Origin of the sequence: Chitinilyticum aquatile DSM 21506 (assembly GCF_000430805.1) — a bacterium.
In the GTDB taxonomy this organism is placed as follows: Bacteria; Pseudomonadota; Gammaproteobacteria; order Burkholderiales; family Chitinibacteraceae; genus Chitinilyticum; species Chitinilyticum aquatile.
In genome coordinates, this window is the sequence record NZ_AUMS01000004.1 from 305,803 (window position 1) to 328,476 (window position 22,674).

Sequence of the window (22,674 nt, forward strand, 5' to 3'; positions counted from 1 at the left end):
TGCGCAAAGTATTGCAAAGCGCGCAGGGAAATGACCATGGCCATTGCCGAGTGGAAATACAAAAGCCCGATCCAGAATGCCATTCCTGACTGGGGCTGGCACGGCTGGCTGCTTGCGGCCGCTGTCGTGATTGCTGGCTGGTGGCTTGGCTACGGCCCGGCAGGGTTACTTCTGGTCGGTATAGCCATAGTGGTATATGCCCGCAAGCGTCATAAGATATTGGTTTCAGACCGATACCTGCTGGCTGGTGACGATCTGGTCTATTTTGCCAATGTCAGCCTCGTCGTGTGCGAGCGGCGCCGCCTGCTGCTGACGCATCTGGATGGCAAGGTGTTCGTGCTGGAGGCCGAGCGTTTTACGAGCAATGCGCGCAAGCCCGACAAGATTGCTTGGCATCAGGCCACCAAGTTCGCGCGGGTGAGCGGGCGGCTGCTCGAACACATCCGTGCCGCCGCGCCAGCGGCCGAAATTCGCGGGGTGGCTGAAGAATGAACGCCAGCCCGCGCCTGATCCATCTGCTCTTTGTGCCCACGCTGAACTGCAATCTGGGCTGCCGCTACTGCTATCTGGGTGAGCAGACGACCACTGCCAGCCTGAAAAGCGATGCCGCGCGCGCGGTGAACACCCTGCAGACTGCGCTGCAGCGGCTTGTTGATGCGAATGTGCTGGCCTTCAATGTGTCGCTGCACGGCGGCGAGGCGACGACGATGCCGCCGGCGGTGCTCGATGGCCTGTTCACGACGATCCGCGCGCATTACCTCAAGCACTTCGACGTGCTGCAGGCCAATGGCCACCGCAAGTCGGCGCCGCACATCAAGACCAATCTCTACAATTTCCACCAGCTCTACGACTTGTTCGACCGCCACAAGGTGTCGGTGAGCGCCAGCATCGACCTGCCGCTGGCGCTGCACGGCCAGTATCGCGTGACGCGTGGTGGCGCAGACTGGCTGGCGCGCACGCACGCCAATCTGCGCCTGCTGGCGAAGTATCCGCACGCGAAGAAAATCTCGGCAACGCTGAGCCGCGAACACCTTGAGCGGCCGGACGAGCTGGTTGCCGACATCTGGCATATCCACCGCGAGCTGGGCTTCGATATGAACCAGCTCAATCTGATGTTCGCCTTTCCCTCACAGCTGAACCGCGCGCATCAGGGCGAGCAGATTCTCACGCCGGCCAGCGAAGCCGAGCAAGTGGCGCTGTTCGAGCTGCTGCAGCGCGAATTCAGCGGCACCGAGCTGGAAGAAGGCCTGCGCCGCCACTGGTTTGACGAATTCACCCCCAGCTACTGCACCAATGCGGTCAACTGCGGCGAGAAGTTTTACCTGCTGCAGGGTGATGGCGAAGTGTATTCCTGCGTGCGGGGCCAGGGGCTACCGGAGTTTCGTTACGGGAATTTGCTGAGCGACCCGGTGGCGGATGTGCTGGCCAACGGCGCGGCGAAAATCCGCGCGATCCACGAGGAACAGGGCTTTGCCGCCGATTGCCGGGGCTGCGGCCATTTGTCGCGCTGCAATACCGGCTGCGCGGTGGTGAAATTCCATAACCGCAGCGGCAAGTCCTACACCTGCACGCTGCAGCAGACCATGTACGCCGCCGCACCGGCGCTGTACGCGCTTGAAACGCCGGCCGAACAACAGGACTACGCGCGCTGGTATCAAGCGACCAACCATCCGGCCAGTGCGATTACGGCACCGCTGCCGGCTGCTCCGGTGAACGAGGTGCTGCTGCCGCGCGATCTGCACGACGACAAGAACGCACTATCGCAGCTGATCGCCGCTGATGATCGATTGAATGCGCTGTTTTCGCCGCAGATGTTCGCACTGCAGATTGACGATGACATCGTGCCGCTGGCGTCGCAGCTGCTGAAAAGCGTGTCCACCTGTTACACGCTTGCGGCTGGCGACACGCTGCGCCTGCACATCAACGAGGCGGTGTGGGACGCGGCCTGCGACGAGCCGGTGCGCAACACGCTCTACCTGCAGCTGCTGCGCGATACGTCGGTGGTCTACGGCGACGAGCAGCGCACGAAGCAGGAGCATCTGTTCAGCTACCAGCTGTTCCGCCGGCTGATCACTGTGCCTTCCGCCTTGGGTGAGGGTTGGCGCAGCGTCGATCTGGCGCCCTTGCTGGCGCTGCATGCGTCGCTGTTTGTCCGTGGCGTGCTGAACAATTGTTTCGTCACAACCGGCTATTTGCGCGATTATCACTACCAGAAGCAGAAAAATAACGCCTTTTATCACATCCAGGCGCTCAATTTGCCCTTTCCGAATTTCGAGTTTTACTACCTGCCGGAGGCCGACGATGGCAACCGCGACGCTTGAAAAAACTGCCTTTACGCTGGAGCAATTCCTCAATGCCTGCGGTCTGCCCGACGGACCGGCGCGCACCGCAATCGAAGCGCGGCTGGTTGATTATCTGCAGCAGGGCCAGCCGAAAAAGGACTATGTGGTGTATCACGCGCAGCAGCTGAGCTGTTATCACGCTGGCGTACAGAAAAAGTATTTCCCGGTATCTGAAGCCACCAGGACGCTGGTGATCTGGACCGACGGCAGGCAGATTTCGCGGCTCGATGGTGCTGCGTTCGCCAACAATGGCCAGCTGGTGATGCTGGGGGCGGCGGGGCTGGGGATCAGCAGTGCGGCCGCAGCGCGCCAGAAGGAGAAGAACAGCAACAACAATAACAATAATAACAACAACGGCTAGGGTATAAACCCATAGCGATTAACATACAAGGGTTTTGATTGCATGGGTGGTGATGTATATGGTTGTGGATTGCCGGGTGTTCCGGCGGTTTGCTCGGGAGCAGGCATGCGAATTGACCATCATATCCACGGCATCCGCCACGCTCGGTGCTTTGTCCTTCTGTTGTTCTGCCTGTTGCTGACCGCATGTGTATCCAGTCCGTTCTATCATCCTGACCGCGTTAGCTACAGCACGCCGGCGGAGGCGGGGCTGCCGTTCGAGCGGGTCAGCTTTGTCAGCCGCGACGGCACATCCCTGAGTGGCTGGTTCATTCCGGCCGTGGGTGTGGCAGACTCGCGCGCCGCCAAGGGCACCGTGGTCCATTTTCACGGTAATGCACAGAACATGACGGCGCACTGGCGGTTTGTCGGCTGGCTGCCCGCGCAGGGCTACAACGTGTTCGTCTTTGATTACCGCGGCTACGGCCTTTCGCAGGGCAGTCCGGAGCCCAAAGGGGTCTTCGATGATGCCAATGCAGCGCTGGATTACGTGCGCACGCGCAAGGATGTCGATCCGGAGCGTCTGCTGGTGCTGGGCCAGAGCCTGGGCGGCACCAATGCGATTGCCGCCGTTGGCGCGGGCAATCGGGCCGGTATCAGGGCGATGGTGATCGAAGCAACCTTCAGTTCGTATTCGGCGATTGCCAACGACAAGGTTGCCGGCTCCGGTGCGCTGGTGGATGACAGCTACAGCGCCGATCGCTACATCGGCAAGCTGGCGCCGATTCCGCTGCTGCTGATTCATGGTACGCAGGACCAGATCATTCCCTACGGGCACAGCACAACCCTGTTTGCTCTGGCGCAGGAGCCGAAAACCATGATCACGGTGGAAGGCGGCAGACATATTGATGCCTTTTCCCTGCGGCACGGAAACCGCTACCAGACTGCCGTGCTGGATTTCTATGCGGCAGCGCTGGCTGCTGCGCCGGCCAGATAAGTCTCTATGGCTGCCTGATTACAGGCCCGTGTTGATGACCACCACCCTGGCCTGTTTCCCGCGCAGTTCTGCCCACACCACACCGTCGCCAAACATGGCCTGGCCATTGCGGCAGAAGACGGCAGCGGGCTCGGCCTTGCCGATGGCTGCGATGACCGGCCCCGTGAAAACCTGCGCAAAATTCTTGCGCAGCGCAGCATCGTCGCGCATGCTACGGACCTTACCGCCGTTCACGCGCAAGGGGTAGGCAATCGTCGCGGTCAGTGCATCCTGCTTGCCTTGGCGTGCCGCATCACGGAGCACGGTAAAGAGGCTCTGATAGGCCGCGAAACTGCCGGCATCACAGACGGATTCACCGGCAAGCTGGCCTTGCGCATCCAGCAGGGTGACCTGATCGCCCTGCGGGCCCGTTTTGACGATGGTTTTGCCGCTGCTGTAGCTTATGGTTTCAGGTGCTTTATTGGCAGCCAGCGCCGGCGTGGCAAGCAGAACACCCGCAAACAGAAGGGCGGCGGCAGAGTGCTGCGCAATTTGAACGGATTTGTTCATTGTGTTCTCCTGCTTCGGTTGATCGTTGTTTGCCGCTTTCAGCCTGATCATCGTAGTTGAAAAAACCGTGGCTTGTGCCCGATTGCGTGCTGGTTCGCTGCTGCGACCGAACGCATCAAGGCGCCGGTGCAATAGCCAGTTCCTTTCACGGGCAGGGCGAAAACGGCGCGATCAGTTCAGCGCGCCGTTTTCGCGCAGCGCCTGCGCCATGAAATCGACAAAGGAGCGCACCTTGGCCGAGCCGTGGCGGCCTTCGCGGTGGACGATGTGGATCGGGATTGGCGCGGTCTCGAATTCGCCGAGCACGGTTTTCAATTCGCCGCTTTGCAGGTGGGCCGCCACCTGATACGACAGCAGGCGCGTGATGCCGGCGCCGTTGCGCACCGCGGCAATGGCGCCGTCGTTACTGGTCACGGTCAGGCGCGGCTTGATGCGGATGGTCTTGCTGTTGTCGCCCTCGCCGAATTTCCATTCCACCGAGGGTGTTACGCCGCTGGCGGCGACGATCTGGTGGCGGTGCAGATCATCCGGCGTCGCCGGGATGCCGTGCTGCGCCAGATAATCGGGTGAGGCGCACAGCACGCGGCGCACCTGGCCGACACGGATCGCGCGCATGCTGCTGTCCTGCAGATTGCCGATGCGGATGCCGACGTCGATGCCTTCTTCCAGCATGTTCACCACCCGATCGAGAAACAGCGCCGACACATCGACATCCGGATAGCGCTGCAGAAAGCGCACCACCTGCGGCATGACGAACAACTGGCCAAACAGCACCGGCGCGGTGATGGCCAGATGGCCGCGCGGCTCGGCATTGATGCCGGCGGCGGCTTCGTCGGCTTCCTGCAGCTCGGCGAGGATGCGCCGCGCATCATCCAGATAGCGCTGGCCGGCATCGGTGACGCGCACATAGCGCGTGGTGCGGTTGAGCAGCTTTACACCCAGATCTTCCTCCAGCGCGGCCACGGCGCGGGTGACGGCGGGCGGCGACAGCGCCAGCTTGCGCGCGGCGGCGGCAAAGCTCTCGGTTTCGGCCACGGCTACATAGACGGTCATCTGGTGAAAGCGGTCCATTGCATTATTCCGTTTTGGGTAATGATTTATTGTGTTTGATGTGGATTCTTCTTTCAAGTGGATTTGTCCAGAATGCACTCATTCGCTCAACACCGAGCGAAACCACCCAACCACCAAGGACCACATCATGAGCCGTATCTCTCTCGTTACCGCTGACACCGCTACCGCCGAACAACAGGCACTATTCGACGCCATTCACGCCCAGCTGGGCATCGTGCCGAACTTCCTGAAGATTTTCGCCAATTCGCCGGCGGCACTGCGCGCCTTCCTCGGCCTGCACGGCATTGCCAAGGAAGGCAGCCTGGACGTGCAAACCCGCGAGCGCATCGCCCTGGCGCTGGCGCAGCAGAATTCCTGCGAATACTGCCTGTCGGCGCACACCGCCATCGGCAAGGGCGCGGGCCTGAACGGTGACGAAATTGCCGCCAACCGCGCCGGCACCAGCCAGGACGCCAAGGCCGCCATCGCCGTGAAGCTGGCGCGTTCGCTGGCCGAACACAAGGGCGAGATCACCACCGCCGAGCTGATCGAGGCGCGCAATGCCGGCTTCAGCGACGCCGACATCGTCGAAATCATCACTCACGTCGGCATGAACCTGCTGACCAACATTCTGGGCAAGGCCAGCCGCGTGGAAATCGATTTCCCCAAGGTGGCTCTGGCCTAATACCCGGCAACCCATGCGTCCGGCGCGAAGGCGCCGGGCAGCTTGCACCGCAGTACCCTGTTTTTCTTGCTTCATTAACACATTGCCAAGGAATTTCATCATGCTGAACGTACGCACTTCCATTCTTGCTGCCCTCATTTCCGGTTTCGCTGCGCTGGCCGTCGTGCCGGGCACCGCACTGGCCTACGACGAAAACTCGACCGCTGCGGTCAATGTCGACGCACAGGGCGTGGGCCTGCAGGGCTATGACCCGGTCGCCTATTTCACCGACAAGGCTCCGGTACTGGGCAATTCCGCCTACAAGGCCTCGCACAATGGCGTGACCTATCACTTCGCCAGCAAGGCGCACCGTGATCAGTTCACCGCCAATCCGGACCGGTTTGCCCCGCAATTTGGTGGCTTCTGCGCCATGGGCGTGGCGCTGGACAAGAAGCTCGATGGCGATCCGCAAGCCTGGAAGATCGTCGACGGCAAGCTGTATCTGAACGTGAACAAGGAAGTGCAGAAGAAGTGGCTGGAAGACGTTCCGGGCAACCTGAAGAAGGCCAATATGGAATGGCCGCAGATCAAGGACAAGGCACCGAAGGATCTGTAATTCAAATTTCAGGCATGGGTATATCTGTACAGCCTAATTGAATAAATGACTGTGCTGATATACCCAGGCTGAGCGCAAAAGGAAACCACCATGCCGACGATTACCCTCTATAGCACCCGTACCTGCCCCTACTGCGTGCAGGCCGAGAACCTGCTGGCCCGCAAGGGACTCAGCGTCAGCAAGATACTGGTCGACAGCGATCAGGCCGAGTTTGCCAACATGGTCGAACGCAGCGGTCGCCGCTCGGTGCCGCAGATTTTCATCGGCGAACGGCATGTGGGCGGATTTTCCGATCTGCTGGCGCTGGATTTGTCCGGCGAACTGTCGCAGTGGCTGGCTAGCGCCGCTCCGGCGCAAACCACACCCTGAACCAAGGAGCCAAAGATGGATGGCAAGCAACTGATTCTGGCCAGCGCCATGACAGCCGTGCTGGCACTGACCGCCAACCCCGCACTGGCGGCCGATGCCAGCAAGGAAAAATGCTACGGCGTGGCCAAGGCGGGCAGCAATGACTGCGCGGCCATCGGGCATTCCTGTGCGGGCATGGCCAAAACCGATTTTGATGGCAAGGAGTGGAAGCTGGTTGCCAAGGGCAGCTGCCTTCAGCTCAAGGGGTCGCTGACCCCGCGTTAAGCGCTTCAGCTTAGTTGTTCTTTTTCTCCTCCTCGTTAAGTTGATTTGCCCCTGCACGTTCAGCCCTGCGGGGGCTTTTTTTAGCTGAATGCCGGCTCTTGTTCGGCATCTTCTTCCGGAGCCTGTCATGTTTTTTCTGAATCACTACCCGCGTCTGGCGCGTGCCGGTTTTGCTGGCTATCTCTTGCCGCTGGCCGATCTGCTGGCGCGCCTGTATCTGGCCCGCGTGTTCTTCCTGTCCGGGCTGACCAAGATTGCCGATTGGGAGATCACGCTCGCGCTGTTCAGTGACGAGTATCGCGTGCCATTGCTGTCGCCTGACTGGGCCGCGCTGCTGGGCACCGCCGGCGAGCTGGTGCTGCCGGTGCTGCTGCTCTTGGGGGTGCTGACGCGCTGGTCAACGCTGGGCTTGCTCGCACTGAACTGTGTCGCCGTGCTGGCGTATTACCACGCGCTGCAGGACAGCCCCGCCGCGCTGCAGGATCATCTGGAATGGGCGCTGCTGCTCTTGCTGGTGCTGGCCTTGCCGCACTCGCGGGCGCGGCTGGATGGCTGGCTGCTGCGCTTGTCCGTCAAGAGGGCGCAGGCATGATACGCGCCCTGATCATCCTGATGCTGGCCGGTTTGCTGCAGGCACCAGCCTGGGCCGGCCCGGCACTTGCCGGGCGCGATGTGCTTGATGGTCGGCGCATCGAGCTGCAGCAATACCGCCACCAGACCGTGCTGCTGGTGTTCTTTCGCGCCGGCTGCGCCAGCTGCGTGTACAACTTCAAGCTGCTGCGCGAGTTCTACAAGGCCAATCGCAACAGCCAGTTTGCAGTGATCGGTGTGGGGCTGGACAAGGAGCCTGCAGTGTTTCGCGACTATGCACGTCTGGTGGCGGCCACCACGCCAGCCGCCGAGCAATTTCCCTTGCTGTGGCGGCTGGATCCGGCCCACCGGGATGGCTTTGGCGAAATGCGCCATGATTCCAGCGTGCTGGTGATCGGCAAGGAGGGCGAGATCCTGCTGCGGCGCGAGGGTGTGATCAAAAACGAGGGCTGGGACGAAATCTGGACCTATCTGCGCCATGGCTAGCGCGCCAGTGCGGCTGCCATTTAATTGCGATGATCGGAATAATAAATTGCATTTGGCGGGTATTCTTCCTTTTTTCGGTGGTTGGCAGAATGCCCGTATTCCATTCACCGATTAGCAGCCATGAGCATCCATGTCCTTCCTGCCCGTTTCCACAGCCCCGGCGAAACCAGCATGCCACACGCGCCCGTCGTCGAGCTGGACAATGGCGAGCAGTGCATTCCACAACACTACCTGCGCTACCGGCACACGCTGGCCAGCATCAGCCTGCTGGCCGGGCAAGTCGATTTCGATGCTCAGACGCTGGTGTTTGCCGGCGAAGATCACGGCGGCATGTATGTGCAGGCCGGACTGATCGGCCGCGAAAACTACGACCGCAGCAACGCGCAGCGCGCGCGCAAGCTGGTGTATGGCCGCAAGTGGCGGATCGACGCCGACACGCCGACTTCCGAAATCATCCAGACACTGTTTCTGGCGATCAAGAAGGCGCGCGAGCACGAAGTTCGGGAGTTGCTGACGCTGTGCGCGGCCGACGGCAAGACCAGCGCTGTGTTCAGCCATCACCACGATCTGCCGCTGCTGGCGCGCCAGCGCGAGCGTCTGCACGTACAGCCAGCTGCCGTAAGCGATCCGCTCGTTGAACTGCGCGGCCAGCTCGCCGCCCTGCGTTTTGCCCAGCGCCCGATTGAACTGGTGCAGGCCGAGTTGCGTGCCAATAGCCAATGGCTGATCGATTTGCGCCTGGGCGAGCCGCCACTGGCACGCAAGCAGGAAGGGGACTTTGCCGAATACGACGGGCTGGCACTGACCCTGCTGCTACCAGAAGGGCGCCTGCACGAGCTGCCGTATGCGCTGATGGATGCACTGGTCGCGCACAGCGACCGGCATGTGGACGAACATTTTAGATTTCAGGGCTTTGCGCGCTTCAGCCGCAACAACGCGGTGCAGGCCATTGCCGCGCTGTCGCTGCAAACCCGCCCCTATGCGCGCGACATGGCCGATGCCCGCTTCGAGCGCGTGTTTCGCGCCAGAAACTACGAGGTCGATGCCAGTCGTGCGCCGGTGCTGGGCGAGGGCGAACTGGGGCGCAAGAATCGCCGGCTGATCGACGCACATACTGGCTTGCTGGGGCACATGCCGCGGGGCTATCACGCCGAGGCTTTGCGGGATAAGACTGCATAGCAACTTCGCTAATGGCAATAGGTATGTGCTCTTTGGGCTTTCAATCAAAGGGCTCTGGCGATATACCTATGGGAACTGGGAAAAATTGCACCCAGCCTAGTGGCATGGGCCGCTACCGCAGCCTGGTGTTAGAGGGATGTAGTCGCTCACCAGCCCGGCAGACATTTCCACACGGCAGCAAGCCAGCAGCTTTGCCTTGAGCAGGGTGCGTGCGCGGCTGGCGCGACTCTTGATCGCCGAGACTGACACCTGCTCTTGCTCGGCGAGGCTGCGCATCGTTGCTCCGCGAATGTCGGTGGCCAGCAACGTGTCGCGATAAAGTGGCGGCAGCTGGCCGACAAAGGCCAGCAGGCATTGCGACAGCTCTGCATGCAGGCTGATGTCCTCCACATCGGGTTGTGCCAGCTCGTCGTCGAGCTCCTGCATCGGAGTACCGCGCGCACGATAGTAGTCGCTTACCGTTGTGCGCGCGGCGGCATACAACCAGCCAAGCAGATTGCCGATTTTCTGCCCCGATTGCTGCGCCACCAGCGCCTTGACCAGCAGATCCTGCAGCAGATCTTCGGCCGAGGCCTCATCGGGAAGGCGCCTGCGTAAATAACTGCGCAGGCTCTGACGCAAGCGGATGGAAGCAAGGTCCAGGTCTGAATCGGGGCATTGCATATTTGTTATTCCTGTTGGCAGCAGGTTTGCGCGGTGTTGGCGCTAGATAATGGAGCACAGCATGCCGACGGCACTGCCGCGCAGCTTGGGTCGTTCAGCGCGCTGCAGCAGGAGCCATCCCGCTGGGCGCTTTCAGAGCCAAAGGTCGGGGTGTCGGACAGGGTCAGAAAATGTTCCCATGCTAGCCCTTGCGGATCGAGGACCCAGTGTTTCTCGCTGCGGGCGTAGCAACAAGTGGTCTCGCCCTGCTGCAAGGCGTTATTGCTGGATGCCGCATCCGCAAACCCCTGCAATTCAGCCAGCTCGGCGGCCGTATCGGATTGCATGCCGAAGTGATTGACGCCCGCGGCATGGCCGCGTGCCGAGATGGCGAAATTGACACGCGGATCGTCGAGCATCCACTTGGCGTAATCTGGCTGCACTTTGACCGGCGATTCGCCAAACAGTTTGCTGTAGAAATCGATGCTGCGGGCCAGATCGGTGACAGCGATGTGAACGTGAAAGCGCTTCATGGTGTACCCCTGTTAAGTCGAGAATGGCATGCCGGTAGCGGCATTGCATCTGTAAAGACGATGGGGGAGCAAAAAGGTCGCAAGTTTTTTGCTTGCCCACTACCGACTTTCCCCGTTAGTCGCACACTGTGTGGCTAAGGCCGACGTGATTGTTTCGAAGCGCGCAACAATCAATTGACCAGCATGGCGATTCTGTTTGTTCGCTGAAGGGCGCACACTGGCGGCAGTTGATCGCTGGTGCTGCCTGTTGCGGCACCGGATTTGCAGGAGTCATGCCATGCCGCGCGCCTTTGCCGCCATTACCTTTACCGACAGCGTCAAGGCTGCGCAGTCGCGATACCACAGCCGCGAGAGCAATCAGGGCTTCGAGCTGGCTGAAGACAGCCGCAGTGAAATCACGCCGCGCGAGGCTGAATTCATCGCCGCGCGAGACAGCTTTTACATGGCGACGGTGAATGAAAATGGCTGGCCCTATGTGCAGCATCGCGGCGGGCCGGCCGGGTTTTTGAAGGTGCTGGACGAGCACACGCTGGGCTTTGCCGATTTTCGCGGCAATGTGCAGTACCTGTCGGTCGGCAATCTGAATGCCAATGACAAGATTTCCATCATCCTGATGGATTACCCCAACCGCCGCCGGCTGAAACTCTGGGGGCGGGTGCGCATCGTGCACGAGATCGATGATCCGGCACTGATTGCTGCGCTGGAAAGCCCGGCTTACCGCGCGCGCATCGACCGGGCGATGGTGATCACCGTCGAGGCCTGGGACTGGAACTGCCCGCAGCACATTACGCCGCGCTACTCCGACGCCGACATCGAGCAGCTGATGGCTCCGCTGCAGGCCGAGCTGGCCGACTTGCGCGCGCGTTCCGCCGCGCCGGCGGCCATGTCTGCCACGCCGGACGCGCTGGGCGAGGGTGAACTGGCGCTGGTAATCAGTGGCGTCCGCCAGCTGACGCCGCGCGTGCGCGCCATTGAATTGCGCCACCCCGACGGGCTGGATCTGCCGGCGGTCAGCGCCGGCGCGCATCTGAAAGTGCCGGTGCGGCTGGCCGATGGCCAGCCGGCGCTGCGCCATTATTCGATTGCGTCCAACCCGGCGCGGCGCGACATCTATGAAATTGCCGTGCTGCGCCATGACGACGGCGAGGGCGGCTCGCGCTTTGTGCACGAGCACTATCGGTTGGGGATGATATTGAACTGCGCACTGCCGCAGAACGATTTCGCCCTGGCAGATCGTGAGGCTGGCAGTGAAGCAGACCGTGGGGCGGGCAGGGCGCCGGTGCTGCTGATCGCCGGCGGCATCGGCATCACGCCGCTGAAGGCGATGGCGCAGACGCTGAAGGCGCGTGGCCAGAACTTTGAATTGCATTACGCCGCACGCAACCGCCGCGAAATGGCCTACGGCGACCGCCTGCGCCGCGAGCTTGGCGAGCAGCTGCACTGCTATTTCAGCGAAGAAGGGCAAAGGCTGGATCTGGCCGAGCTGCTGGCCGCCAGGCAGGATACCCCGGGTGTGTATGTGTGCGGACCCGATGGCTTGATTGACGCGGTACGCGATACTGCCGATCACATTGGCATCGAAGCCGGGCGGATTCATTCCGAGCGCTTTGCCGCACCGGCCGGTGGCGAAAACACGGCATTCGAAGTGGTGCTGCGCCGTTCGCAGCGCATCATTCCCGTCGCCGCTGACCAGAGTGTGCTGGCGGCGGTGCAGGCGGCCGGTGTCGATACCCTGTCCGATTGCGGGGTGGGCAATTGCGGCACCTGCGCGGTGAAGGTGCTGGCCGGCGAGGTCGAGCATCGCGACAACGCGCTGAACCGCAACGAGCGCGAACGCGCCGGGCTGATGTGCATCTGTGTGTCGCGCGCCCGCTCACCGCGGCTGGAGCTGGATCTGTAAACGGCAATGGCCCGCCGGGCCGGGAGAACAACGATGATCAAACTGTATGAATTTGCACTATCGGGCAATTGCCACAAGGTGCGCCTGCTGCTGTCACTGCTGGGCCTGTCCTATGACAGCATCGCGGTGAACGGCGCGGCGAAGGAGCACAAGTCGGCGGAATTTCTCGCGCTGAACCCGCTGGGCCAGGTGCCGGTGCTGGTCGATGGCGACGTGGTGATTCGCGACAGCCAGGCGATTCTGGTCTATCTGGCGCGCCGCTACGGCGGGACGAATAGCCACTGGCTGCCTGACGAACCGGCGGCGCTGGCCGAGGTGGTGGCCTGGCTGGCGACCACCGCCAATGAGGTCACGCGCGGGCCCAATGCGCTGCGCCTGCTGCACAAATGGGGCCGCCCGGTGCCGCAGGCCGATGCCGAGGTCATCACCGCGCAGCTGCTGGCGGTGCTGGAAACCCGGCTGAGCCGCGCGGACTGGCTGGCAGGCACGGCGATCAGCATTGCCGACATCGCGCTCTATCCCTACATCGCACTCAGCCCCGAGGGGCTGGTGGCGCTCACGGATTACCCGGCCGTATGCCGCTGGCTGGCGCGCATCGAGGCGCTGGATGGTTATGTGGGCATGCCGGGGATTGAGCCGCAGCCCGTTTGAATTCGCTGAGCATTCCATCGTCAATCAGGAGCAGTGCATGAACACCCCACGTCCCCCCTTTCCGCCATTCACCCCGGAAACCGCCGCGCAAAAGGTGCGCATGGCCGAAGACGGCTGGAACTCGCGCGATCCGCAGCGCGTTGCGCTGGCGTATACCGAGGACAGCGTCTGGCGCAACCGTCACGAATTCCCGCTCGGTCGTGCCGAGATTGTCGAGTTTCTCAGCCGCAAATGGCAGCGCGAACAGGAATACCGCCTGATCAAGGAGTTATGGGCCTGCGACGGCAACCGCATCGCAGTGCGTTTTGCCTACGAGTGGCACGATGCCAGCGGGCAGTGGTTTCGTTCCTACGGCAATGAAAACTGGGAATTCGATGCGCAGGGGCTGATGGCGCGGCGCTTTGCCAGCATCAACGACGTGCCGATCAGTGCGGACGAACGACTGTTTCATTGGCCGCAGGGCCGTCGTCCCGACGAGCATCCGGGGCTGAGCGAGCTGGGTCTGTAGCGTTTCGTCATTATTTTTCTCAGTACGGTGTCAGAAGCCGGGCCTGCGTGCGACCAAGCTTCAGAGGACTCATCCTCGACACCACTTAACAAACTGGAGAAAACCATGAACAAGACCGCCCTGCTGACCGTTGCCCTGGCTTCCGTACTGGCTGCCGGTGTGAGCACCACCGCTGCCGCTGCCGAGAAGGAAAAATGTTTCGGCGTGGCCAAGGCCGGCCAGAACGATTGCAAGGCCAATGGCCATGCCTGCGCCGGCCAGGCCAGCAAGGATATGGATCCCAAGGAATGGAAGTACGTTCCGGCCGGCACCTGTGTCGAAATGAAAGGCACCCTCAAGGCGATGTGATCGGGGTATGGGTCTGCAGCCATTTGATCTGAATGGCTACAGGCCTATCCAATGGGGGGGTATTTATGTTGGCAACTTTGCCATTGTATGCGGGCCTTGGGCTGCGCGCGCCGCATGTCGAGGCCGTGCTGGCCAGCCGCCCGGATGTGGCGTGGTGGGAAGTCCACAGCGAAAACTATTTCGGCGGTGGCGCGCCGCTGGCGAGCCTGCTGGCCATCCGCCGCGATTACCCGCTCAGCCTGCATGGCGTGGGTTTGGGGCTGGGCCGGGTGGGCGAGCTGGATGCGCGGCATCTGGCGCAATTGCGCGATCTGGTGCAGCGCGTCGAGCCGGCGGCAGTATCCGAGCATCTGGCGTGGAACCAGCACGCCGGCCGCTATTACAACGACCTGTTGCCGGTGCCGCGCGTCGATGGCGTGATTGCGCATCTGGCCGGCCGCATTGCGCAGGTGCAGGACGTGCTGCAGCGCCCGCTGCTGATCGAGAACGTCTCGGCCTATGTCGGTTTTGCCGGCGAGGTGATCGGCGAGGGCGAGCTGATGGCCGAGCTGCACCGGCGTACCGGCTGCGGCCTGCTGGTCGATCTGAACAATTTTCATGTCAACGCGCTCAATCTGGGCGTTGACCCGCTGGCCGAGATCGCCGCGCTGCCGGCGGCGGCCGTGGCGGAAATCCACGTTGCCGGCTTCGAATGGTTCGACGGCACGGCGGTGGATACTCACGGCGCGGCCGTCTCGGCCGAGGTGCTGGCGCTGCTGGATGCGGCGCTGTGCCAATGGGGGCCACGGCCGGTGCTGCTGGAGCGCGACAGCAATCTGGGCGAGTTTGCCGAGTTGTATCGGGAGTATCTGCAGCTGGCCCTTCATGTGGAAAGGCTTGAGAGCAATACCCTGGAGGTAACGGCATGAGCTACACCACAGCCATCACAGCCTTTGCTGCACTGCTGGATGACGAGAGCGCCGCGCCCGCTGGCCTGCTGCACGCGGAACGCATGCGCCACTACCGCGCCAACTGCCGCATCAATCGCGTGGCGGCGTTGGGCAATACCTTTGCCACGGTAGAGGCGCTGGTGGGCGAGGTTTTCTTTGCGGCGATGGCGCGTTTTTACGTCGATGCCACGCCGGCCACGTCCGCCAATCTGCACGCGCTGGGCGCCGATTTTCCCGACTTCATCGCCGGCTTTGCCCCGGCAAGTGACTTGCCCTATCTGGCCGACGTGGCGCGGCTGGACTGGGCGTGCTGGCTGGCTTTTCTGGCTGACGATGCCGAAGCCGTACCGCCTGCCGCGCTGGCCGGTTTCGCCCCTGAGGCGCTGGAATCGCTGAAGCTCACGCTGCATCCGGCGCTGCAACTGGTGCAATCAGACCACTGGCCGCTTGCCGATCTGCTGGCGATGCATCAGGGCGGCGCGGCGGCAGACATCAATGCTGGCGGGCAGGCACTGCTGGTGCTGCGCGCCGACTGGCAGCAGATTCCGCCGGCACGCTTTGCCATGTATCTGGCGCTGCAGCAAGGCGCGCCGGTGCTGGCCGCACTGGAGGCCGCGCTGGCCGTGGATGACAGCGCGCCGGTGGGCGAGTGGCTGGGCTGGCTGTTTGCCAGCGGCGCGGTGACCGGAATTGCTGAACAAAACGGAGAACAGTCATGAAGCTGATGAACTGGGTGGTGGCGGCTTACCGCCAGTTTGAGCGCGGCATGGTGCTGCTGCAGCCACTGGCCGCCTTGCTGGCGCGGCTTTATGTCGCCAAGGTGTTTTTCCTCTCGGGGCTGACCAAGCTGCGCGACTGGGAGACGACCTTGCTGCTGTTTACCGAGGAATATCATGTGCCACTGCTGCCGCCCGAAGTCGCCGCCGTGATGGGTACGGCGGGGGAAATCGTGCTGCCGGTGCTGCTGGTGCTGGGTTGGCCGGGGCGTTTTGCTGCGGCCGGGCTGTTTATCGTGAATGCAGTGGCCGTGGTGTCGTATCCGGCGCTGGAGCTGCTGGAGCTGAAAGATCACTACCTGTGGGGCGTGTTGCTGGGCTATCTTGTAGTGCACGGGGTCGGCAGCTGGTCGCTGGAAGGCCTGCTACGCTGCCGTGCCCGCACAAACCACAAGGAACAGAATGAGCAAACCCGCACTGCAGTGGCTGGATGAGCACGGCGACATGCTGTACGCCTTCGCGCTGCGCCGCCTGCGTGATCCGCATCTGGCAGAAGAAGCCGTGCAGAACACGCTGCTGGCCGCGCTGGAAGGCGCCGACCGTTTCGCCGGCCAGTCCAGCGTTCGCACCTGGCTCACCGGCATCCTGAAATTCAAGATCATCGACGTGCTGCGCGAGCAGCAGCACTGGCAGCAGGCACCGCTAGATGCCGAGCTGGCGCATAGCGTGGGCGAGGATGATCTGTTTGCCGAGGATGGACACTGGGCGAATGCGCCGGTGGACTGGCGCGACCCGTCGCGCGAGCTGGACAACAAGCAGCTGCGGGCGCTGATTGATGCCTGTATTGCCAGATTGCCGCGGCGGATGGCGCAGCTGTTCTGGCTGCGCGAGCTGAACGACGAGCCTTCTGAATCGGTTTGCAGCTCGCTGGGCATCAGCAGCGCGAATCTTTACCAGCTGCTGTTTCGTGCGCGGCAGACCTTGCGGGTATGTCTGAGCGAAGGAGGCCGGGATGGCGGGCTGTCGTGAGGTTACACGCGATCTGACGCTGGCGGCGGAAGTGCCACTCAGTTCCTATCGGCGCGTTCAGATTGCGGTGCATCTGCTGATGTGCAGCCATTGCCGCCGGCACAAGGCGCAGCTGGAGCAGATGAGCAGCCTGCTTGCGCAATCTGCCGAGGATGAGGGGGTGGATGCGGAACTGCCTGCCGATGCGCGCGAACGCATCGGCAGTGTGCTGCAGCGGCGCTGACGGTCAGGCAATCGCCTGGGTTTTGGCGAGGTTGCGCGGGGCGTCGATATTGTTGCCGCGCAGTACGGCGCAGTGGTAGGCGATGAGCTGCAGCGCAATCGCGTAAATCACCGGATTGAGCAACTGCAGCGGATTGGGCATGCGGATCACGTGCAGTTTGTCGCTGCTGGCCAGTAGGCCGTCGGAGAGGATGAACAGCTCGCCCTTGCCAGCACGCACTTCCTGCAGCCCCAGCAGCGTTTTTTCCGCGCGTTCATTCCATGGCAGGCAGACAATGATGGGCAGGTCTTCACTGATCAGCGTGACTGGGCCGTGCTTCAGCTCGCCCGCCGCATAGCCATCGGCATGCTGGTAGGCGACCTCCTGCAGCTTGAAGGCGCCTTCCAGTGCTACCGGATACAGGGTATTTCTGCCCAGCACGAAAAGATTGGGCTTGTTGTGCAGCAGGCTGGCCCAGCGGCGGAATTCCTTGTTGTGCTGTAGCGTTTCCTCGACGGCGGCCGGCAGTGCCTGCAATTCGGCTTCAGCGGCGGCGAGCTGTTCTGCGCCGGCTTTTTTCTGTACGCGTGCCAGCGTAATGGCCAGCTGGAACAGCAGCAGTAATTGGGCAGTGAACGATTTGGTCGAGGTTACCGAGAGTTCTTCCCCGCTGTGTGTCTGCAGCGTGTGGTCGCAGAGTTTGGTGAGCGAACTGCCCGGCGAATTGGTCAGTGCCACGGTGTGCGCACTGCCAGTAGTAGTAGCATGCTGGACGGCAACGAGTGTATCGGCTGTTTCGCCCGATTGCGAAATGGCGATCAGCAGCTCCTTGCTGTCCGGGCGGATGTCGCGGTCGCGGTATTCGCTGGCCTGCTCGGCGTATGCGCGGATGCCGGCCAGTGATTCGAACCAGTAGCTGGCGACAAGCGCGGCATGATAGCTGGAGCCGCTGGCAACCAGCGTGACGCTGCGGATGTCGGAAAGCCTTGCTTTCAGTGCGAGCGGAATGGCTCGGTCGGCCAGGTATTCCGCTTGCTGGGTGGCGAGCGTACCGGACTGGTCAAGGATTTCCTCCAGCATGTGGTGTGCCTGTCCGCTGCTCTTGCTGGCCACCATGCTCAGTGACCGGGTTTCGCCATCGGCGAGGAACAGGACCGGTGCGTCGAGGCCGAAGCGCACGATTTCGCCGCGCTTGAGCGTGTGGTATTGCGTGCTGCGTTCGCGGATCAGGCGGGCGCTGCTGCAGCAGAGCTGGCGCAAGCCGCTTTCGAGCCCGACATGCAGCGGTTCGCCCAGACTGCAGGCAAAGGAATACTGTGGCTGGTTGCGGTGGTGGCAGACAAAGGCCAGCGAGCCCTGCAGCAGCGGAACAATCTGCTGGATGGCTCCGCTCATTGTGGCGCCGCGGTGCAGCTGGGCGTGCAGCAGTGTGCCGATCAGGCTGGCCAGCGAGCAGCCGACCGGCAGGCAGGCTTTCTGTGCAAGGTCGGCGTGATTGCTGCATGCGCCAAGTGTGCTGACGACCAGCGTGTTGCCATGGATGAAGGGCTCGTTCTGGCCCGTCCCGGACAGATTGCCGATCAGCCAGCGGCTGGCGTTTGCGAAAACCGGCTTCGCGGCGGGCATGTCCAGCATGTGGTGCTGTACCTGCAGTGAAGCCTGTTCACTGGCGACCAGTGCCAGGTGGGTGGCGCTGCTGTGCAGCGCCTGCAGGCTTTCCGCAAAGGCGGGCAGCACGTTTTGCGGGGCAATGTAGGCGATGATTTCGGCCATGATGAGCGTTCCGGCTGGGCTGACCCGGACCATTCACCAAGCGACTGCTGCCCGCAGGAGAGGCCTGTGGCGGTATCGCGCGGTGACGTGTGCCGGGAAGCGGGTGTTTGATCGATAGGCTGCGGGGTTTTGCAAACCCTCTGCCAGTCATCTTAGACCAAGAATTTTCCGCTTTCCCGAAAGCGCATGCGTGGCGGAGGGGTCAGTCGTCGGTATGGTCGAGCTCGATATCGGAGAGAAGCACATTGAGTGCCTTGTCCGAGACCATGACCTCGATCAGGCAGAGGATCAGCGAGATGATCATCAGGATCAGGCTGGCGACAAAGAGCCATTCGGCCGTGATGAGGTGGTTCATGGCGGTGACGATCATCGATACCAGGCACATCAGCAGACTGGAAACGCCGAAAGCCTGCATGTAGCGAATCAGCCAGACGCGCTGACGCAGGTTCACCAGCTGCTTGCGGATCTTGTCGTGCGGCGCGCTGCGGTGATTCTCGTAGAGTTGGCGGATGATGCTGGATAACGCCAGAAAGCGGTTGGTGTAGGCCAGCATCAGCAGCGAAATGGCAGGGAAAAGCAGGGAAGGCGTGGTGATCGAGAAGTTATCCATCGGCATTGTGTTCGCGGAATTCCTTGATGATGTGTTGCTGCCGGCGGCTTACGGCGAGTCGCTCCGGCAAGTCCTTCAGTAATACCACCCAGTGCGTTTCGCTGCCATTGGGGACGCGCTCGAAACCGACCACGGCCTCGCGTGCCACCAGACAGTTGCGGTGGATGCGCACGAAGCGGCCGGCGAATTCGTCTTCCAGCCGGGTGAGTGAATCTTCCAGCAGGAATTCGCGCTCGCGGGTGCGCAGCGTGATGTATTTCTGTTCCGCCTTGAGGTAGCAGGCGTCAGCCACCGGTACCAGGTGCACGCGGCCCCGTTCGCTGACGGTGAAATGCGTGCGCCCCTGTGCATCCGTATCCTGCCTGACTCCCTCGGGATGGGGTTGCTGCAGGTCAAGAACCCGGTGCAGCGCGGTCACGAGCCGATCATGGCGAATGGGCTTGAGCAGGTAATCGACCGCGCGCACGTCGAAGGCGGCTACGCCGTAATCCTCGAAGGCGGTGGCAAAGATGACAGAGGGCGGGTGCTGCATGTCCAGCAGCTTGCGGGCAACCTCGATTCCGCTCATCTGCGGCATCTGGATATCGAGAATCACCAGATCGGCCGGGTGCTCGGCGAGCTGGACAAGGGTGGTCATGCCGTTGGTGGCGGTACCGATCACCACATGCGGAACGTCATTCTGGCAATCGGCCAGAATGTCTTGCAGGCGATTCAGTGCCGGCAGCTCGTCATCGACGAGAAAGATGCGCAGCGGATTGCTCATCCGGCAACTCCTGGTAAGGCAAAACGATATGTACTTGATAATAGTCGCTATTGGCTTTTGTGCTCAGGCTGGCCTCGGCATCGAAATACAGCAGCAGGCGCTCGCGCACGTTTTCCAGTGCCATGCCGTTGCCACGATGCACCGGGCCGCCGGTGAAGTGCGGATTGCGGATGTCGATGTGCACATCGTTGCGCACACGGAAAACGTTGATCTGCACCACCCCGGTTTCCACTCTGGGCTCGATTCCATGATAGACGGCGTTTTCCAAAAGTGGCTGCAGGATGAGTGCCGGAATTTTCGCCTTGCCCGGCATCTTGTCGATGTGCCATTCCACCTGCAGGCGATCACCGAGGCGCACCTTTTCGATGTCCAGATAGCCGCGCGCGAGCTCCACTTCGCGCTCCAGTGTCGACATCCTGTCGTGCTTGCCCATGGCAACTCGAAACAGGTCGGAGAGGTTCATCAGCAGTAGCTCGGCCTTTTTCGGCTCGCTGCGGATCAGCGACAGCACGGCATTGAGGCTGTTGAAAAAAAAGTGCGGGCGGATGCGCGCCTGCAGCGCTGCCAGCCTTGCTTCGGACAGGCGTGGAGACAGCGCGCGCATCCAGAGCCGGTAATAGCTCAGCAGCGCAATCGTCACGCCCAGCGCCAGGATTTCCTGCCGCAAAAACAGCGTGGGCGGGGCGATACCCAGTGTTTCGCGCATGAAGCGGTAGACGAAGAACACCAGCAGCATCACGATCAGCACCACCACTATCACGCCAGCGCGATAGCTCAGGCGCTGCAACCGTTTCTGCAGCACGGCCAGCAGGCCGAGCGCCGGCAGCAGGATGGGCTCGATCCAAAGCACGGTATTGGCCAGCTCGGCATTCCAGTCCTGCCAGCTGTTGATGGTGCCCAGCACGCTGAACATGGCACCGAGGTGTACCAGCACCATCGCGCGCAGGATCACGCCCATATTGCGGAAATCCGGCAGTTGCGCCGGGATGTCGTCATTCATGCTTACCCTTCAATCGCTTATGACTTACATTGATTACAACAATAGCAGGATCAGGAGTGCTCGATGTCGCTTGCGGTGGTACAGGCCCGGGGGCTGGATGGCTGGCATGCCCAGGCAGTCAGCGTGGAAGTGCATCTCGCCAACGGTCTGCCGGCGTGCACCATTGTAGGCCTGCCGGAAGCCGAAGTGCGCGAGGCGCGCGACCGCGTGCGCGCGGCACTCACGGTGGCCGGTTTCGAGTTTCCGGCGCGGCGCATCACCATCAATCTGGCGCCGGCCGAGCTGCCGAAAGCGGCCGGACATTTCGACCTGCCGATTGCCATCGGCATTCTGGCCGCCAGCGGGCAGATTCCTGCTGATAGCCTCAAGGATTACGAATTTGCCGGCGAGCTGGCGCTGACCGGCGAATTGCGCCCGGTGCGTGGCGCACTGGCGCTGGCGGTGGCGGCCAGGCAGAACGGGCATGCATTGTTCATTTCTGCCGCCAGTGCGCCGGAAGCGGCGCTGGTGCCACAGGCCACCGTGTTTGCCGCTGGCCATCTGCTGGAAGTCTGTCGGCACCTTTCTGGGGTATCGGTGTTGCAGCCCTTTGTTTCAGAGTGCTCTGAGGCAATACCTGCCTACCCTGATCTGCAGGACGTCAAGGGGCAACAGGCGGCGAAGCGGGCGCTGGAAATTGCCGCCGCCGGTGGTCATTCGCTGCTGCTGATCGGCCCGCCGGGCACCGGCAAATCGATGCTGGCGCAACGCCTGCCCGGCCTGCTGCCACGGCTGGCACTCGATGAAGCACTGGAAAGCGCGGCGCTGCAATCGCTGGGCTCGGGCGGGCTGCGCAGCGAGCAGTTCGGTGTGCGCCCCTTTCGCTCGCCGCACCATACCGCCAGCAGCGTCGCGCTGGTCGGCGGCGGCAGTGTGCCGCAGCCGGGGGAGATTTCGCTGGCACATCATGGCGTGCTGTTTCTCGACGAGCTGCCGGAATTTGACCGCAAGGTGCTGGAAGTGCTGCGCGAGCCGCTGGAAAACGGCCGCATCCATATCTCGCGAGCCGGCAGGCAGGCCGAATTCCCGGCGCGATTCCAGCTCATCGCCACCATGAACCCCTGTCCCTGCGGTTATCAGGGGCACCCGAAAAAAGCCTGTCGCTGTACCGTTGACCAGATTGCACGCTATCGCAGCCGCATCTCCGGCCCCTTGCTGGACCGCATCGACATGGTGATCGAGGTGCCTGCGCTGCCGGAAGATGCACTGGCCGCCGCCGAGCGCGGCGAGGCATCGCAGCTGGTGGCCGGGCGGGTGGCCGGTGCGCACGTGGTGCAGCGGCAACGCCAGCAATCCAGCAATGCGGCGCTCGACGTCGCCGCCACCGAACTGCATTGCGCGCTGGGCGAAGATGCCCGCCAGCTGCTGCAGCAGGCGATGCAGAAGCTGCAATTGTCGGCGCGTGCTTACCACCGCATCCTGCGCGTGGCTCGGACGATTGCCGACCTGGCTGGCGAAGCGGCAATCGGCAAGATGCACATTGCCGAAGCCGTGCGCTACCGGCGTTCGCTGGATTGACGGATGCCGGCTGCAGCGTGTCGGGTATGTTGCTGATAATAAGGGGTATATGGCTGCAGCCATTAAA

The 22,674-nt window shown here is 62.2% G+C and carries 29 protein-coding genes; 21 read left to right on the plus strand and 8 right to left on the minus strand.

Features of this window, described 5'->3' with window-relative positions:
* Positions 1-36: 36 nt before the first annotated feature.
* The 4 genes from H559_RS0104205 (at position 37) to H559_RS0104220 (ending at position 3,678) form a co-directional block, all read left to right on the plus strand.
* Positions 37-492 carry a hypothetical protein gene (locus H559_RS0104205; protein ID WP_034639628.1) on the plus strand — a complete coding sequence of 152 codons (456 nt, stop codon included), beginning with the start codon at positions 37-39 and terminating at the stop codon, positions 490-492.
* Positions 489-2,321, plus strand: a complete 1,833-nt coding sequence (locus H559_RS0104210; RefSeq protein ID WP_034639631.1) for a radical SAM protein — start codon at positions 489-491, stop codon at positions 2,319-2,321. The genes H559_RS0104205 and H559_RS0104210 overlap by 4 nt, the downstream gene beginning before the upstream one ends.
* Positions 2,302-2,703 (plus strand): hypothetical protein, encoded by a 402-nt coding sequence (locus H559_RS0104215; RefSeq protein WP_028451660.1) that lies wholly within the window; start codon positions 2,302-2,304, stop codon positions 2,701-2,703. Before H559_RS0104210 ends, H559_RS0104215 begins: the two co-directional genes overlap by 20 nt.
* Before the next feature lie 105 nt (positions 2,704-2,808).
* A complete protein-coding gene (locus H559_RS0104220; RefSeq protein WP_051278920.1) occupies positions 2,809-3,678 on the plus strand; it encodes an alpha/beta hydrolase in 870 nt (289 codons plus the stop codon).
* 18 nt (positions 3,679-3,696) lie between these two features.
* Here H559_RS0104220 and H559_RS0104225 read toward each other — a convergent pair whose 3' ends face one another.
* On the minus strand, positions 3,697-4,227 hold the full coding sequence (locus H559_RS0104225) for a hypothetical protein (protein WP_155845286.1): 531 nt from the start codon (positions 4,225-4,227) through the stop codon (positions 3,697-3,699).
* 171 nt (positions 4,228-4,398) lie between these two features.
* Complete coding sequence (locus tag H559_RS0104230) at positions 4,399-5,298, minus strand: LysR family transcriptional regulator (protein WP_028451663.1); 900 nt, start codon at positions 5,296-5,298, stop codon at positions 4,399-4,401.
* Between the two features lie 127 nt (positions 5,299-5,425).
* Here H559_RS0104230 and H559_RS0104235 point away from each other — a divergent pair, with 127 nt between their 5' ends.
* The 7 genes from H559_RS0104235 to H559_RS0104265 all read left to right on the plus strand — a co-directional run bounded on the left by H559_RS0104235 (position 5,426) and on the right by H559_RS0104265 (position 9,446).
* On the plus strand, positions 5,426-5,962 hold the full coding sequence (locus H559_RS0104235) for a carboxymuconolactone decarboxylase family protein (protein ID WP_028451664.1): 537 nt from the start codon (positions 5,426-5,428) through the stop codon (positions 5,960-5,962).
* Between the two features lie 100 nt (positions 5,963-6,062).
* On the plus strand, positions 6,063-6,557 hold the full coding sequence (locus H559_RS0104240; RefSeq protein WP_034639637.1) for a YHS domain-containing (seleno)protein: 495 nt from the start codon (positions 6,063-6,065) through the stop codon (positions 6,555-6,557).
* Positions 6,558-6,647: 90 nt separating this feature from the next.
* The gene (grxC, locus tag H559_RS0104245; protein ID WP_028451666.1) at positions 6,648-6,926 is read left to right on the plus strand and encodes a glutaredoxin 3; all 279 of its coding nucleotides are present in this window, start codon (positions 6,648-6,650) and stop codon (positions 6,924-6,926) included.
* 15 nt (positions 6,927-6,941) lie between these two features.
* Positions 6,942-7,190 carry a BufA1 family periplasmic bufferin-type metallophore gene (locus H559_RS0104250; RefSeq protein ID WP_028451667.1) on the plus strand — a complete coding sequence of 83 codons (249 nt, stop codon included), beginning with the start codon at positions 6,942-6,944 and terminating at the stop codon, positions 7,188-7,190.
* A gap of 127 nt (positions 7,191-7,317) precedes the next feature.
* Positions 7,318-7,782 carry a DoxX family protein gene (locus H559_RS18900; RefSeq protein WP_034639639.1) on the plus strand — a complete coding sequence of 155 codons (465 nt, stop codon included), beginning with the start codon at positions 7,318-7,320 and terminating at the stop codon, positions 7,780-7,782.
* Entirely contained in the window at positions 7,779-8,267 is a 489-nt protein-coding gene (locus tag H559_RS0104260) for a TlpA family protein disulfide reductase (protein ID WP_028451668.1), read from the plus strand. The genes H559_RS18900 and H559_RS0104260 overlap by 4 nt, the downstream gene beginning before the upstream one ends.
* Positions 8,268-8,387: 120 nt before the next feature.
* Positions 8,388-9,446: a hypothetical protein gene (locus H559_RS0104265; RefSeq protein WP_028451669.1), complete on the plus strand. Its 1,059-nt coding sequence runs from the start codon at positions 8,388-8,390 to the stop codon at positions 9,444-9,446.
* 96 nt (positions 9,447-9,542) lie between these two features.
* Here H559_RS0104265 and H559_RS18905 read toward each other — a convergent pair whose 3' ends face one another.
* Positions 9,543-10,109 (minus strand): sigma-70 family RNA polymerase sigma factor, encoded by a 567-nt coding sequence (locus H559_RS18905; RefSeq protein ID WP_051278921.1) that lies wholly within the window; start codon positions 10,107-10,109, stop codon positions 9,543-9,545.
* A 5-nt stretch (positions 10,110-10,114) separates the two neighbouring features.
* Positions 10,115-10,621: an ArsI/CadI family heavy metal resistance metalloenzyme gene (locus tag H559_RS0104275; protein WP_028451670.1), complete on the minus strand. Its 507-nt coding sequence runs from the start codon at positions 10,619-10,621 to the stop codon at positions 10,115-10,117.
* A gap of 277 nt (positions 10,622-10,898) precedes the next feature.
* Between H559_RS0104275 and H559_RS22125 the strand changes: the two genes are divergently transcribed.
* The 9 genes from H559_RS22125 to H559_RS18925 all read left to right on the plus strand — a co-directional run bounded on the left by H559_RS22125 (position 10,899) and on the right by H559_RS18925 (position 16,925).
* The gene (locus tag H559_RS22125; RefSeq protein WP_028451671.1) at positions 10,899-12,521 is read left to right on the plus strand and encodes a 2Fe-2S iron-sulfur cluster-binding protein; all 1,623 of its coding nucleotides are present in this window, start codon (positions 10,899-10,901) and stop codon (positions 12,519-12,521) included.
* A 33-nt stretch (positions 12,522-12,554) separates the two neighbouring features.
* Positions 12,555-13,172 carry a glutathione S-transferase family protein gene (locus H559_RS0104285; RefSeq protein ID WP_028451672.1) on the plus strand — a complete coding sequence of 206 codons (618 nt, stop codon included), beginning with the start codon at positions 12,555-12,557 and terminating at the stop codon, positions 13,170-13,172.
* Positions 13,173-13,209: 37 nt separating this feature from the next.
* Positions 13,210-13,680, plus strand: a complete 471-nt coding sequence (locus H559_RS0104290; RefSeq protein WP_028451673.1) for a nuclear transport factor 2 family protein — start codon at positions 13,210-13,212, stop codon at positions 13,678-13,680.
* A 105-nt stretch (positions 13,681-13,785) separates the two neighbouring features.
* Positions 13,786-14,028, plus strand: a complete 243-nt coding sequence (locus H559_RS0104295) for a BufA1 family periplasmic bufferin-type metallophore (RefSeq protein WP_028451674.1) — start codon at positions 13,786-13,788, stop codon at positions 14,026-14,028.
* Positions 14,029-14,093: 65 nt separating this feature from the next.
* A complete protein-coding gene (gene bufB / locus H559_RS18910) occupies positions 14,094-14,936 on the plus strand; it encodes an MNIO family bufferin maturase (protein WP_034639643.1) in 843 nt (280 codons plus the stop codon).
* The gene (locus H559_RS18915; RefSeq protein WP_051278922.1) at positions 14,933-15,676 is read left to right on the plus strand and encodes an HvfC/BufC N-terminal domain-containing protein; all 744 of its coding nucleotides are present in this window, start codon (positions 14,933-14,935) and stop codon (positions 15,674-15,676) included. Before bufB ends, H559_RS18915 begins: the two co-directional genes overlap by 4 nt.
* Positions 15,673-16,167, plus strand: a complete 495-nt coding sequence (locus H559_RS18920) for a DoxX family protein (protein ID WP_051278923.1) — start codon at positions 15,673-15,675, stop codon at positions 16,165-16,167. Before H559_RS18915 ends, H559_RS18920 begins: the two co-directional genes overlap by 4 nt.
* Positions 16,136-16,702, plus strand: a complete 567-nt coding sequence (locus H559_RS0104315; protein WP_028451675.1) for a sigma-70 family RNA polymerase sigma factor — start codon at positions 16,136-16,138, stop codon at positions 16,700-16,702. The genes H559_RS18920 and H559_RS0104315 overlap by 32 nt, the downstream gene beginning before the upstream one ends.
* Positions 16,686-16,925 carry a cupin domain-containing protein gene (locus H559_RS18925; RefSeq protein WP_034639646.1) on the plus strand — a complete coding sequence of 80 codons (240 nt, stop codon included), beginning with the start codon at positions 16,686-16,688 and terminating at the stop codon, positions 16,923-16,925. The genes H559_RS0104315 and H559_RS18925 overlap by 17 nt, the downstream gene beginning before the upstream one ends.
* A gap of 3 nt (positions 16,926-16,928) precedes the next feature.
* Here H559_RS18925 and H559_RS21415 read toward each other — a convergent pair whose 3' ends face one another.
* The 4 genes from H559_RS21415 to H559_RS0104340 all read right to left on the minus strand — a co-directional run bounded on the left by H559_RS21415 (position 16,929) and on the right by H559_RS0104340 (position 21,050).
* Positions 16,929-18,677, minus strand: a complete 1,749-nt coding sequence (locus H559_RS21415; RefSeq protein WP_051278924.1) for an isomerizing glutamine--fructose-6-phosphate transaminase — start codon at positions 18,675-18,677, stop codon at positions 16,929-16,931.
* A 202-nt stretch (positions 18,678-18,879) separates the two neighbouring features.
* Positions 18,880-19,293 carry a DUF2721 domain-containing protein gene (locus H559_RS0104330; RefSeq protein ID WP_245579330.1) on the minus strand — a complete coding sequence of 138 codons (414 nt, stop codon included), beginning with the start codon at positions 19,291-19,293 and terminating at the stop codon, positions 18,880-18,882.
* Positions 19,280-20,050: a LytR/AlgR family response regulator transcription factor gene (locus tag H559_RS0104335; RefSeq protein ID WP_028451677.1), complete on the minus strand. Its 771-nt coding sequence runs from the start codon at positions 20,048-20,050 to the stop codon at positions 19,280-19,282. The genes H559_RS0104330 and H559_RS0104335 overlap by 14 nt, the downstream gene beginning before the upstream one ends.
* Positions 20,016-21,050, minus strand: a complete 1,035-nt coding sequence (locus H559_RS0104340) for a sensor histidine kinase (RefSeq protein WP_028451678.1) — start codon at positions 21,048-21,050, stop codon at positions 20,016-20,018. The genes H559_RS0104335 and H559_RS0104340 overlap by 35 nt, the downstream gene beginning before the upstream one ends.
* Before the next feature lie 63 nt (positions 21,051-21,113).
* On the opposite strand from H559_RS0104340, the gene H559_RS0104345 reads away from it, so the two are divergent.
* Positions 21,114-22,607 (plus strand): YifB family Mg chelatase-like AAA ATPase, encoded by a 1,494-nt coding sequence (locus H559_RS0104345; protein ID WP_028451679.1) that lies wholly within the window; start codon positions 21,114-21,116, stop codon positions 22,605-22,607.
* The last annotated feature ends 67 nt before the right edge of the window (positions 22,608-22,674 follow it).